At 54.0% G+C, this 13164-nt stretch carries 10 protein-coding genes; 7 read left to right on the top strand and 3 right to left on the bottom strand.

Annotated elements, in window-relative coordinates; translation table 11 throughout:
- Positions 1-370 precede the first annotated feature (370 nt).
- The 6 genes from HQN87_RS17355 (at position 371) to HQN87_RS17380 (ending at position 8148) form a co-directional block, all read left to right on the top strand.
- Complete coding sequence (locus HQN87_RS17355; RefSeq protein ID WP_173136008.1) at positions 371-2005, top strand: formate--tetrahydrofolate ligase; 1635 nt, start codon at positions 371-373, stop codon at positions 2003-2005.
- Positions 2006-2405: 400 nt separating this feature from the next.
- Positions 2406-3770, top strand: a complete 1365-nt coding sequence (locus HQN87_RS17360) for an FAD-dependent oxidoreductase (RefSeq protein WP_173136010.1) — start codon at positions 2406-2408, stop codon at positions 3768-3770.
- A 637-nt stretch (positions 3771-4407) separates the two neighbouring features.
- Positions 4408-5235: a formate/nitrite transporter family protein gene (locus HQN87_RS17365; RefSeq protein WP_173136012.1), complete on the top strand. Its 828-nt coding sequence runs from the start codon at positions 4408-4410 to the stop codon at positions 5233-5235.
- A gap of 465 nt (positions 5236-5700) precedes the next feature.
- Positions 5701-6912 (top strand): MFS transporter, encoded by a 1212-nt coding sequence (locus tag HQN87_RS17370; RefSeq protein ID WP_173136014.1) that lies wholly within the window; start codon positions 5701-5703, stop codon positions 6910-6912.
- A gap of 59 nt (positions 6913-6971) precedes the next feature.
- Positions 6972-7496 (top strand): GNAT family N-acetyltransferase, encoded by a 525-nt coding sequence (locus tag HQN87_RS17375; protein ID WP_173136016.1) that lies wholly within the window; start codon positions 6972-6974, stop codon positions 7494-7496.
- The gene (locus HQN87_RS17380) at positions 7486-8148 is read left to right on the top strand and encodes an MOSC domain-containing protein (RefSeq protein WP_246553135.1); all 663 of its coding nucleotides are present in this window, start codon (positions 7486-7488) and stop codon (positions 8146-8148) included. Before HQN87_RS17375 ends, HQN87_RS17380 begins: the two co-directional genes overlap by 11 nt.
- Positions 8149-8988: 840 nt before the next feature.
- Here HQN87_RS17380 and HQN87_RS17385 read toward each other — a convergent pair.
- Both HQN87_RS17385 and HQN87_RS17390 read right to left on the bottom strand, forming a co-directional pair.
- Positions 8989-9537, bottom strand: coding sequence for a GNAT family N-acetyltransferase (locus HQN87_RS17385; protein WP_173136018.1), 549 nt, complete (start codon positions 9535-9537; stop codon positions 8989-8991).
- A gap of 43 nt (positions 9538-9580) precedes the next feature.
- A complete protein-coding gene (locus HQN87_RS17390; protein ID WP_173136020.1) occupies positions 9581-9826 on the bottom strand; it encodes a DUF2164 domain-containing protein in 246 nt (81 codons plus the stop codon).
- Positions 9827-10006: 180 nt separating this feature from the next.
- Here HQN87_RS17390 and HQN87_RS17395 point away from each other — a divergent pair, with 180 nt between their 5' ends.
- Positions 10007-11710 (top strand): glutamine--tRNA ligase/YqeY domain fusion protein, encoded by a 1704-nt coding sequence (locus tag HQN87_RS17395; RefSeq protein ID WP_173136369.1) that lies wholly within the window; start codon positions 10007-10009, stop codon positions 11708-11710.
- Between the two features lie 163 nt (positions 11711-11873).
- Here the strand turns inward: HQN87_RS17395 and HQN87_RS17400 are convergent, their stop codons facing one another.
- The gene (locus HQN87_RS17400) at positions 11874-13097 is read right to left on the bottom strand and encodes an MFS transporter (protein WP_173136022.1); all 1224 of its coding nucleotides are present in this window, start codon (positions 13095-13097) and stop codon (positions 11874-11876) included.
- Positions 13098-13164 lie beyond the last annotated feature (67 nt).

Genomic DNA, 13164 nt, shown 5'->3' on the forward strand with positions numbered 1-13164 from the left:
AATTCCGGCCCTTTCACCCACTGTAGCCAAAATGAACCCCAGCAAGTGTTGTTTTTCCACTTCCTTTCGTATATTCCTCAGAAACCGGTAAATTAAGCTACCTTTTTCCACTTGCTTCCTGGGGGAGGGGGATATATCCTTAGCGCGTCCCAGCCTTCGCCCGTCTCGTCATCAATCCGCGTGCACCCAAACGGTAGCCTTGCCTGGTTAGTTAGAAGCACAGAACTGTCCCGGTATGAAAATTATCCTTGAATCTTTTCAGAGACACTGTATCCTTTGAAGAGGAATGTTTCACCTAACTACGAACTACATGAATTGCATAAAGGAATCAGGGATGCAGGATAATAACGGCAGGAGGGTACATAACGGCATGAGGTTAATTACAGAGGTAGCAGCGGCAGCGGGGATCAATGAAGAGCATCTGGAATTGTACGGTAAATATAAAAGCAAGCTGTCCCCGTCGCTCTGGGCAGAGCTGAAGGACAAGCCGGACGGCAAGCTGGTTCTGGTCACCGCAGTGAATCCGACACCGGCAGGCGAAGGCAAAACCCTGACAACCATCGGGCTGGCCCAGGCCATGAATGCGGCGGGTACCCGAACGGTAGCAGCCCTGCGTGAACCCTCGCTTGGCCCCTGCCTGGGGATGAAGGGCGGAGCAACCGGGGGCGGCAAGGCGCAGATCGTTCCGTCAGATGAGATTAATCTCCATTTCACAGGCGATATCCATGCGGTGACGGCAGCGCATAACCTGCTCTCGGCGATGATCGACAATCATCTCTTCCAGGGCAACAGCCTGGGGCTTGATCCGCAGCGGATCGTCTGGAAGCGCGTGATGGATATGAATGACCGCAGCCTGCGGAATATCGTGACCGGGCTTGGGGACGGCAACGGACCTGTGCGGGAGAGCGGCTTCCAGATTACAACGGCTTCCGAGATTATGGCTGTGCTGTGTCTGTGCAGCGATCTTGCTGATCTGAAGCAGCGGCTCAGCCGTATCCTGGTTGGATATGACCAGCATGGGCAGCCGGTAACCGCTCAGGAGATCGGAGCGGTGGAGGCAATGACTGCGCTGCTGAAGGAAGCGGTGAAGCCCAATCTGGTGCAGACGCTTGAAGGCACGCCGGTTATTGTGCATGGCGGCCCGTTCGCCAATATTGCCCACGGCTGCAGCAGTGTGATTGGAACCCGCTACGCGCTGAAGCTTGGTGAGGTGGTGGTAACAGAGGCGGGCTTTGGCGCGGACCTGGGGGCTGAGAAGTTCATGGATATCAAATGCCGCCAGGCCGGGCTGGAGCCTGCGGCCGCTGTACTGGTGGTTACGGTGAAGTCGCTGAAGTATAACGGCGGCGTCCGCAAGGAGGAGCTGTATGCCGGCAACCGGGCAGCGCTGCTCTCCGGGTTGTCCAATATGGAGCGGCATATTGAGAATTTGCGCAAATTCGGCGTGCCGGTGCTGGTGGCGCTTAATCATTTTGAGGGCGATGCCCCGGCGGAGATTGACGATGTGCTGGAAGCCTGCCGGCGGCTGGGGGTCCCTGCTGCGGTCTCTAAGGTATGGGCCGAAGGGAGTGCGGGCGGGCAGGCGCTGGCGCAGGAGCTGAAGAAGCTGCTGGCGCAGGAAGAAGCTGTGAGTTTCGCACCTCTCTATGAAGACAGTCTGGATATTCCGTCCAAAATCAACCGGATCGTCACCGAGATCTACCATGGTGCAGGAGTAGCATTCTCACCGGCAGCCAAACGCAGCCTGGCTGTAATTGACAGACTGGGTTTGCACCAGCTTCAGGTCTGCATGGCCAAAACACCCTATTCCTTCTCGGATCAGCCGCGGCTGCTTGGGGCGCCGGAAGGCTTCACTATGGGGGTCCGGGACATCACGCTGTCACTCGGCGCGGGATTTGCAGTAGTCATTACGGGGAACATGGTCACCATGCCGGGACTTCCCGCCAAGCCGGCGGCAGAAGGTCTGCTGATTGATGAAGATGGCGTGATCTCCGGCCTGGAGTAAACAACGACAAGCGATAAGCGCATCTTCCATAGCCTCACCTATCCGCGGTATGCTGCGGGGGTGAGGTTTTTTGGCGATAAAATATATATGTTGCACACGATAACTTATCCTTCAATTTCCGCTGAAACGAATACCGTCCTTATAAAAGGACGGCAAAGCCGTTCCCGCTTGCGCGGTGTTTCCTTCGGCTTCCTGCCGCACAACGGACATAATCCCCCTCCTCCCGGGGACACTAAGGCAAGGTTGAAGAGATCACTTAAAATTTGAAATTGTGAACAATGTGAGAAAAATCACAAAAACACTTGAAATGTGATAAATATCACAATATAATCAGTGTATAAAGTGAAAACAATCACAAATACAAATACATTAGCTTTTCAACTTGGAGGAGGAAGAAATCATGAAAGTAGCAGTCATTGGATGTACCCACGCCGGAACGGCCGCCATTGTTAATACCGCACAGTTGTACCCGGATGCACAGATTACGGTCTATGAGCGCAACGATAACATATCGTTCCTGTCTTGCGGAATTGCGCTGTATGTTGGAGGCGTGGTCAAGGACCCGCAGGGACTATTCTATTCCTCCCCGGAACAGCTTGCAGCGCTTGGTGTGCAAACTAAGATGCGCCATGAAGTCATCAACATAGATACTGCCCGCAAAACGTTGAAGGCCCGCAACCTGGTTACAGGCGAGGAAATGGACGATACGTATGACAAGCTGATTATGACCACAGGCTCGTGGCCGATTGTGCCTAAGCTGGAAGGAATCAATCTGGACGGTATCCTGCTCTCGAAGAACTACAATCACTCCAACACCATTATCGAAGAAGCACAGAAGGTGAAGAGAATCACTGTGGTCGGAGCCGGGTATATCGGAGTGGAGCTGGTGGAAGCTTTTCAAATGAACGGCAAGGAAGTTACGCTGATTGATGGAGAAGAGCGGATTCTGAGCAAATATCTCGATGAAGAATTCACCGCACCGATTCAGCAGTCACTTGAGGATCATGGCATTAAGCTGGCGCTTGGCGAGAAGGTTGCTTCCTTCGCCGGTGAGAACGGCAGAGTGACCAAGGTGATTACCAGCAAGGGAGAACATGAGACCGATCTGGTGATTCTCTGCATCGGCTTCCGTCCGAATACCGAGCTGCTGAAGGGTCAGGTGGATATGCTGCCGAACGGGGCGATCATGGTCAATGATTATATGCAGACCAGCCTGCCGGATGTCTATGCTGCCGGTGACAGCTGTGCGATCCATTACAACCCGACCGGTAAACATGCGTACATCCCGCTTGCCACGAACGCTGTTCGAATGGGAACTCTGGTAGCCCGCAATCTGGTCTCGAACACGATCCCGTACATGGGTACGCAAGGAACCTCGGGCATCAAAATATACGAAGACAATATTGCCGGAACCGGACTGACTGAGGATGCTGCCAAGGCTGAGGGGATGGATACTGAAAGTGTCATGCTGATCGACAACTACCGTCCTGAGTTCATGCCGACCTTCGAGCAGGTCCAGGTCAAAGTGGTGTTCGACCGGGCTACCCGCCGCATTCTTGGCGCACAGATTATGTCCAAGATGGATCTGACACAGTCGATCAATACCGTATCGGTGTGCATCCAGAACAAAATGACCGTAGATCAACTGGCCTTCATCGACTTCTTCTTCCAGCCGCACTACAACAAGCCTTGGAACTTCCTGAATACCGCAGGCCTTCAGGCCCTGCCTAAGCCGGCTGCAGTCAAAGAGCCAGTACACGCATAAATGTATAAATGTAAAATATAAAATGTTCTGCCGGAGCCCATTCAGGGCTCTTTTTTTTGAATGCGGCGATAGACAAAGAGAGCTGCCTCCGATCTTCAACAGGATCAATAACGGCGACATAGCCAGTTGATAGTCAATTTCATAAGTTACATAGACATATGGATCGCGTGAGGGTAGTTTCCTGCTGCTGTTTGCTTCTGCCTTGTTTGGATTCATGGATTAATCCCCTTTCCTGGATTGAACCGGATGGACTTCCCGGACCCGAGGGACCGGCTGGTCAGATGGGCAGGCGCGCCGGATTGAATCCGGATGCCGCATCTCCGAAGTCTGCTGTAGGGTATGCATGGATTCTCCAGCCCGACTAGCATAACGTCCTGCCAGACTGCAAAAAAAGGGCGTAAATAACGAAGAATAATAGATTCCCAACAGGAATGCCCAGAGGAAGGGCTGCCTCTTTAGGGGAGACATCGGTTTTCTGCGTATACCACACCACCAGATTTTATGGTAAATTTGACATGTCAGTGAAAACTTTCACGTTGTTTTTCTGATAGTGACTTTTATCACGTAAATGTGATTGTGATCACGTTACAATGGCATAAAGGAACAAATTTTAAGTAATTAGAAGGGGATAGGAATCATGGCTTATAACAAACCGCAGGGAATCGCTGAGGTCACGGTTGAGAACGGAGTTAAGAAGGCGCATAATCCGCTCAGCACTGTACTTATTCTTGGTTTCTTGGGAGGAGCGTTTATCGCGCTCGGATTTTTGCTGGATATTCGGGTCATTGCAGGTGCGCCAGCCGAGTGGGGGTCGATTGCCAACTTCATCGGAGCTGCGGTGTTCCCGGTCGGACTGATCCTGGTGCTGCTTGCCGGAGGGGAACTGCTGACAGGGAATATGATGGCGGTGCCGCTGGCTTTTATTGCGAAGAAGATTTCGTTCTGGGAAGTCATTAAGAACCTCGTGCTGATTACTCTCAGCAATCTGGCAGGTGCCTTGTTCGTGGCTTATTTCTTCGGTCACATCGTTGGCCTTACATCAGATGGTGTGTATCTGGAGAAACTGGTAAGTATGGCGGAGCATAAGATTGATGCTACCTTCCTGCAGGCCTTCATCTCCGGGATCGGCTGTAACTGGCTCGTGGCTCTGGCGGTATGGCTCTCCTATGGGGCAGACAATTTCAGCGGCAAAATCCTCGGTATCTGGTTCCCAACCATGGCGTTTGTGGCCATCGGCTTCCAGCACGTTGTAGCTAACATGTTCCTTATCCCTGCTGCGATCTTTGAAGGACATTTCACCTGGGCACAGTATGCCGCCAACTTCGTTCCGGTCTGGCTGGGCAATCTGACGGGCGGCGCGATCTTCGTGGCTGCCGCATACTGGATGGCCTATCTGCGCAAGGACCCGGCGGCTGTAACATCTGTTGAAGGAATCCCCGCTCAAGGGCTGAAGAAACACGCTTAAAGAAGAATCAGCCGGTTAACACCGGCGTGTGTGATAGTTTGACCCAAGCACTTCCTGGCTTTCCGGCGTCCCGCTTTGCGGGGAGCTTGGAGGACGGGGAGTGTTTTTTTGTGAATATAAGAAGATGCTCCGCTTCCAGACATAACAAAATTCACCGTGCAATCCGATTCGGGGGAACGAAATCGGGCTTCACGGTGAATCAATTAGGGAGTGTTTCATATGGATTATTACCCTGGCTTTCAGAGAACGAATCACCCTGAACCATCCGATTTTCTTTACGTGCGAATGGCCTGGTTATAGAATATAAATATCGCCGCAGGCGGGAATGGATGGCTGAATTTCACCTGGCTTATTCGTCGGTTGCACGCGATAAAGCGTTAATGCGTATGCTTGCCCTTCGCCCTGTTTTGGGATGATACTGGATGAATTAATGACAGCTATGTTACAGGGGATGACAGACAAGTTATGAGATTTATGCAGGCCTATCCGAAGGAAATTAAAGTATTCTTGATTGCCAGTCTGATTAATGCAACCGGCAGTGCGCTGATGTGGCCGCTGGTTACCATGTATGTATTCGATGAGCTGGGGCGCAGTATGAAGGACGCGGGAATCGTGCTGCTGGTGCAGTCTCTCGGCGGAATTGCCGGACAACTGCTGGGCGGCTCTTTATACCATAAGGTAGGGGTGAACCGGCTGATTGTCGGCGCCTTGGCGATGAACGCCCTGACCCTGTTTGCGCTCCCGTGGGCAAGCGGCAGCTGGAGCGTATTCATTATAGTCATGGGTCTGATGGGATTGTTCAACTCGCTCTCACTCCCGGCCATTCAGGCGTTTATCGGCTTCCGGTTCGCGGAGCAGCGGGCGGAGCTGTTCAATATCATCTATGTTGCGAATAATATCGGGGTTGCCCTGGGGACGTCCCTGAGCGGCTTCCTGGGCAATTATATGCTAAGCTTTGTGCTGAACGGGGTGACCTCGGCGGTGTTTGCCTGCTTCTTCTTCGTCTATCTGCGCAAGGTGGGGGCAGCACCGGCTCATAGCACAGTAACGAAAAAGCAACCGCAGAACGAAGTGTCCGGCTGGAAGCTGCTGGGGAATATACGGATCTATCTGTACATGGCGGTGGGTTCGATGTTCCTCCTAATCGGCAATTCGATCTGGAATAGCGGAGTCTCGCCGTTTATTATCTCGGAGGGCTGGTCGAAGCAGCTATACGGCTTCCTCTGGACGCTGAATGGCGTGCTAATCTTCGCGGCGCAGCCGCTGGTCAGTCTGATCAAACGCGGGTTCGCGCAGACGTCAACCGCACAGATGACGGCAAGTGCAGTGTTCTATCTGGCCGGGTATGCTGTAATTCTGTTTATGCCAAGCTATCCGGGGATGCTGCTGGGAATGGTGCTGGCTACACTAGGTGAGATGCTGATCTCTCCGGCGATGCCGTCCTTCATCTCAGAGCATGCCCAGCGCAGCGCGCCGTTCTACCTTGGGCTTAGCGGCGGGATCGGCGCAATCGGCCGGGTCATCGGCCCTTATCTGATGGGGGTTCAATTCGACAGGGGCGGTCTTGCGCCAACAGGCTGGCTGGCTTGCGGCATGGCGGTTCTGTCAGTGGGCTTCTTTGCGGTCCATGCCTACATTAACCGTTCAGCTGTACAGCTTGAGCGCAAGACTGTATAAATGTTCATACTGTAACTAATCCTTTCATTAACTGACGGGTAAGGCGAGGGGTGTACAACATGCAACAACTTAACAGAGATTCTGCTCTGCTCATCCGGCCCTCCGAGATCAGGGATGTCCGTGAGCTGATTGTGCTTGATAATATGATCTGGACGGAGGATACAACACCGGGGCCGCTGATGTGGCGTTCGCGGGAGGATTATCTGCTGCATGCGCCGCCCGGCTCCCAGCTCGTAGCCTTGCAGGACGGCGAGCTGTGCGGTTACGTGGGCTTCGGCTGCCCCAGCGGAATGGAGAGTAACCGCCATGTCTGCGAGGTGAATATTGCGGTGCATCCGCGCTTTCAGCGGATGGGCGTAGGCAGCCGTCTGCTTGCGGAGATCAAGCGCCATGCCGCCGAGCATGGAATCCGCAAGCTGCGCTTGCGGGTGCTCTCCTGCAACACACCGGCGCTCCTGTTCTACCGCAAATGCGGATTCGAGGAAGAGGGACGGCTGCGGGAGGAATTCTACTTAAGCGGACGTTATGTGGATGAAGTATTTATGAGCTGCAGGCTGACGGGAGGAGAAGGGGATGGAGACTGAAGTGAAGATGCAAGTCGTCTCGCTGAATGTAGGCGAGCCGACGACGGTGGAGTACCGCGGCAAGCCGCTGGACACCGGAATCTACAAACTGCCGGTAGCCGGGCCGCTTGCGCTTCGGGCCGGAGGGTTCGCCGGGGACGGGCAAGCGGACCTTGTGAACCATGGCGGCCCCGACAAGGCTGTCTGTGTCTATCCGATTGAGCATTATGCTTACTGGGAAGAGCAACTCGGCCGGAAGCTGGAGTATTCCGCCTTCGGCGAGAATATCACAGCGCGCGGACTGTTGGAGACCGAGGTCTGCATCGGGGACGTCTACGAAGTGGGTACTGCACTGCTTCAGGTGAGCCAGCCGCGTTTCCCGTGCTTCAAGCTCTCGCAAAAGCACGGACCGGCGGACATGCCTGCACGGGTGCTAACCACCGGGTATAGCGGATTCTATTTCCGGGTACTGCGTGAAGGACGGGTGGCAAGCGGTGACCGGATTGTTAAGCTGGAGAGCGGCGCGGGCAGCTTCCCGGTGAAGCAGGTGCTGTACTCGATGGAGCATGGGCGTAAGGATCATACCGGCCTGGCTGAGCTGGCCGGACTGGAGAGCCTTGCGGCTGGTATCCGCGAGCGGTTCCGGGGCTGGCTGGAGGCTGCGGAGAAGTAGGACGGCTACGGGCAGACCGAGGACGAGCAGGGGCAGACTAAGGGCAGCCCGAGGTAGATCAACATGCTGTGGGCAGACCAAGGTGAGTCCGAGGGTAGATCAAGGGCGTGCTGTGGGTAGACCAAGGAGAGCGCCAGGGTAGACCAAGGGCGTGCTGTGGGCAGACCGAGGAGAGCGCCAGGGTAGACCGAGTACAGATCCAGTATGGCCCAAAGGTAGACCAAGGACAGTGGTAGGATAGACCATTAACAGCCCAAGGGTCGACCAAGAGCCGACCAAGGGCCAGGGCCGACCAAAGAGTCCAGGACAAGGAAGGGATCACTCCAAAGAACCCCCGAGCAGGTACGAGAGCTCCGGGGGTTCTTTGTTGTTAAGGAGTATCCCGCCTGGCAAGCTGCTGAACCCGCTCAAGGTGGGCGGGAGCAGGAGCATGAGTGGGAATGAGGAGCCGAAGTGTCTATGAATCCTGGCTTCCTGCTGGTTCCTGCAATAAGCAAGTGGAATAATGCTTCTTAATTCGTCGATTTCTGCTAATAATAAGGAAGCAAGTGGATAAACAACATCTATTATCGTTCGTTTCCACTACATGGGATGAAATGTGATTATTTAAGTGCTGTTTATCCAACTACTGTTGTAGCAGGGGCCATTCGTTCATCAGCAAGTGGACAAAATCCAACTAAAATCGGTCGCGGGAACGCCAGCCACCAGGCACCAGCATCTCAGCATCTCAGCATCTCAGCACCCAGAACACCAGCTACCAGCACCCCAGGCACCAGCACGCTAGCAGCCAGCACCCCCGAACTTGTCCGTTTCCGCTCCTACGTCAAGGCCCCTCCGGGGTCAGGCCAGCAGCTTCCATTCGCTGCGCAGCAGGCCGTATACCGCGTGGTTCACATAACCGGCAGGCAGCTTCTCCGCCTGGCGGATCACGCCTTCAAAGATAAATCCAAGTCGTTCAGGAATAGCTCTGCTTGCCATATTACCGGTGGCACAGCGGACTTCGATACGGTTCAGCTCCAGCTCCAGCAGGGCGTAATCCACGAATACCCGGCAGGCGCTGGTCATATAACCTTTGCCTTCGTAGCCTTCGCCAAGCCAGTAGCCGATGCCGACAGAGCGGTTATGCCAATCAATCTCGTGATACCCGATGATTCCGGCCAATTCCTCCCGCACCCATAGCCCGGCGGTGAAGCCGCCGTTATCAATGCCTTGCTTCACGGAATTCTTAATAAAGGTGGAGAGATGAGCCTGCTCCGTTACGCCGTCCACCCAAGGCAGCCACTGCCTGAGCCGGTGGCGGGAACGTTCCACCAGGGCGAACATCTGGCGGGAATGCTCCGGCATGAGCAGCTTCAGCTTCAGATCTTCATCAATGACATAATTAAACATGCGGCTGCCCCCTATGCGGTTTAAGATATAAGTTCTCGCCTAATTAACGTTTGATCCACTCCAGTGCGTAGATGTCTTCCTCCAGGGCCTGCATACGCTGGCCGACTAGCGTACGGCAGTCGCTAAGCGCTCCGTTATAGATCGCCGGTCCCAGCTCCTTCAGGAAGAATTCCAGCAGATTGTCTGCTGCCAGGTGGCCGATGGTCTCCCCGCGCTCGGCTTCAAAGTAGGCACGGATGTTATCATTGATCATGTCCCGCTGTTCTTTGGGCAGTTTAACCGGTTTCATAAGTATCCCTCTCTTCTCGTTATTCCTATATTTATCATGCTACTCCATCGCCGGGAGAGAAGTCAAAGGATGCGGCGGGTGCTTAACTTTTATTGAACATTCCCTGCTTAACGGGTATATTAGTAGGAAACATGTTCATACAAGGAAGTAGTTATATTACAGAATGAAAGGTTGATCATTGTGGAGAATCAGGGCACACCCTCCAATTTCATTAAGAACGTCATTACCGAAGATCTCCGCTCGGGTAAGGTTAAGGAAGTCGTTACCCGCTTTCCGCCGGAGCCGAACGGTTATTTACATATCGGACATGCCAAGGCGATCTGGATTAACTTTACACTGGCAGATGAATTCGGCGGCAAAACCCATCTGAGATTCGATGACACGAATCCGGTCAAGGAAGATACCGAGTACGTGAACTCCATCCAGGAGGATGTGAAATGGCTCGGGTATGAATGGGAGGAGCTGCGGTTCGCCTCGGATTATTTCGGGGAGATGTATGCGCGGGCCGAGCTGCTGATCAAGAAGGGCAAAGCCTATGTCGATGATCTCAGCGCCGAGCAGATCCGCGAGTTCCGGGGAACACTGACCGAGCCGGGGAAGAACAGTCCGTACCGTGAACGCGGCATTGAAGAGAATCTGGATCTGTTCCACCGGATGCGGGCAGGGGAATTCAAGGACGGTGAGAAGGTGCTGCGCGCCAAAATCGACATGTCCTCCCCGAACATCAATCTGCGTGACCCAGTTATTTACCGGATCTCACACTCCCATCATCATAATACGGGAGATGAGTGGTGTATCTATCCGATGTATACCTTCGCACATCCGCTGGAGGATGCTATCGAGCATGTTACCCACTCCCTCTGCTCGCTGGAGTTCGAGGATCAGCGCCCTTTCTATGACTGGGTTGTCGCTGAATGTGAGATGGAGGCTGCACCGCATCAATATGAATTCGGACGCCTCAATCTGGCCCAGACCGTTACCAGCAAGCGCAAGCTGAAGCTGCTGGTGGATGAAGGCCATGTAGACGGCTGGGATGATCCCCGCATGCCGACGATCTCAGGACTACGCCGCCGTGGATATACGCCGGAGGCGATCCGCAGCTTCGTACACGAGACCGGGATCTCCAAGAGCCAGGGTCTGGTGGACCTGCAGATGCTGGAACACTTCATCCGGGAAAATCTCAAGCTGACGGTTCCCCGGACGATGTCGGTGCTGCGGCCGCTGAAGGTAGTGATTACGAATTATCCGGAAGGTGAGACCGAATATTTCGAGATTGAGAATAATGTTGAGAATCCGGAGATGGGCAACCGCCTGATTCCGTTCTCCCGTGAAATTTATATTGAACGCGATGACTTCATGGAGGTTCCGCCGAATAAGTATTTCCGCTTGTTCCCGGGCAATGAAGTGCGTCTGAAGAATGCTTATTTCATCAAGTGCAACGATTTCATCAAGGATGAGAATGGCGAAGTTGTGGAGCTGCACTGCACCTATGATCCGGAGACGAAGAGCGGCAGCGGCTTCACTGGACGCAAGGTCAAGGGAACGCTGCACTGGGTCGATGCCAGCCAGGCTGTACCGGCGGAATTCCGCCTGTATGAGCCGCTGATCTCTGCAGAAGAACCTGAGCCGGATGCCGAGATCGAAGGTCTGGAGACTTCTGAGGGTAAGCCGGAGCCGACCTTCCTGGATCAGCTGAATCCGAAGTCCATCGAGATCCTCCAGGGCTTCGTGGAACCGGGCCTGAAGGACAGCGTGCCGCAGGACAAGTTCCAGTTCTTCCGCCACGGGTATTTCAACGTGGACAGCAAATATTCGTCACCGGACCATCTGGTATTCAATCTGGTAGTGCCGCTCAAAAGCTCCTTCCAGCCCAAGCAAGGCTAGAACACTTATGAACGGCAAAATAGGCTTGGTCTCCCACCCGGGAGACCAAGCCTATTCGCTATTCGCTATTCGCTATTCGCTATTCGCTATTCGCTATTCGCTATTCGCTATTCGCTATTCGCTATTCGCTATTCGCTATTCGCTATTCGCTATTCGCTATTCGCTATTCGCTATCTTCCTCCGGCTCATTCTCCGGATCGGCCGGAGGCCGATAGCTGCCGCGGATGACGAAGAGCCACATCAGGCCGAAGCCGATGGCGCCGAACAGAGTCAGGATCGCACCGGATTGATACATGGTCTGCGCCCCGAGGGTCTGATATAACCAGCCCCCGAGTACGCCGCCGAGAATCCCCGAAATCCCGCTCCATGCGAGCGTGTACAGAGCTTGTCCCGAGGAACGGTAAGGCCGTGGCACGAGCAGCATGGTTAACTGGGTTCCGACATAGAAGAAGCCGCCGAACGTAATGGAGTGCAGTACCTGAATGAACGCCACCTGCAGCGGAGTGGTTGCACCGGCCATCAGCCACCACCGCAGGAAGAACAGGGCGCTGACCAGCGTAAGCGAGGCCAGCAGCACAGGGATTCTGCGCTTAAGAATGAGATTGCACAGGAGCAGCACCCCCATCTCCAGAATGGAGGACAGGAATACGGCGAGACCGATCATGGTCTTGCTTCCCCCCAGCTCTGTGATGTACAGTGACACAAAGGTGTTGTTCATCGTATTCGGAATCGAGACCAGTATACCGAAGAGGACGAAGCACAGAAAAAAAGGATTGTAGAAAATCTGACGCATCCCCTTGAACGGCAGGGGGGCAATTCCAATCGAATGGTCGAGCTTCGGCAGGGTAATCAGGGCAATCATCGCTGCGCAGAGCAGTGCCGCAAAAAGATAGGACAGCACGGAGATGCCGGCCCACTCAATCACCGGACCCGCAAGGATGGCAGTGAACGCCCAGCCGAGCGACCCCCATAGCCGGAAGGAGCTGAACCTGCGGCGGGTTCCGTCAATATAACTGAGAATCATGGTATTGCTCTGGGCGAACAGCGGCCCTTGGAAGAAATAGAAGAGCAGAATAGCTATATAGATCATTTCATATGTATTCGCCTGAAACACAAGCTGGGACAGAATCAGCGTTCCTGTCAGCATGACGAGGACAATCCGCCGGATATTCTGATAACGGTCACTCCAGATCCCCCAGAAGGGATTGGCAATAATGGATACAAGTGCGCCTACCGACATCAGGCTTCCGATCTCCAGCTTATTCATCCCAACATCCTGCAGATATAGCGGAAAGAAGCTGGTGAAGAGGACGACTGTTCCATACACGAAGAAGTTGAACCATTTCAGTGAGGTGAAAGACAGCTGCTTATCGAGGTTCTCCCGCAAACTTTGCACTCCTTTCCCGCCAGGGTGTCTTGCAGTCTTGCTGTGGCTGTAAATATGCCGCTCCTAT

It is taken from the genome of Paenibacillus tritici (genome assembly GCF_013204885.1).
GTDB classification, from domain to species: Bacteria; Bacillota; Bacilli; order Paenibacillales; family Paenibacillaceae; genus Paenibacillus_AQ; species Paenibacillus_AQ tritici.

Coding starts and splice junctions, on each gene's coding strand:
- HQN87_RS17355 (WP_173136008.1), top strand. CDS start 371: ATGAGGTTAATTACAGAGGTAGCAGCGGCAGCGGGGATCAATGAAGAG.
- HQN87_RS17360 (WP_173136010.1), top strand. CDS start 2,406: ATGAAAGTAGCAGTCATTGGATGTACCCACGCCGGAACGGCCGCCATT.
- HQN87_RS17380 (WP_246553135.1), top strand. CDS start 7,486: ATGGAGACTGAAGTGAAGATGCAAGTCGTCTCGCTGAATGTAGGCGAG.
- HQN87_RS17375 (WP_173136016.1), top strand. CDS start 6,972: ATGCAACAACTTAACAGAGATTCTGCTCTGCTCATCCGGCCCTCCGAG.
- HQN87_RS17370 (WP_173136014.1), top strand. CDS start 5,701: ATGAGATTTATGCAGGCCTATCCGAAGGAAATTAAAGTATTCTTGATT.
- HQN87_RS17365 (WP_173136012.1), top strand. CDS start 4,408: ATGGCTTATAACAAACCGCAGGGAATCGCTGAGGTCACGGTTGAGAAC.
- HQN87_RS17385 (WP_173136018.1), bottom strand. CDS start 9,537: ATGTTTAATTATGTCATTGATGAAGATCTGAAGCTGAAGCTGCTCATG.
- HQN87_RS17390 (WP_173136020.1), bottom strand. CDS start 9,826: ATGAAACCGGTTAAACTGCCCAAAGAACAGCGGGACATGATCAATGAT.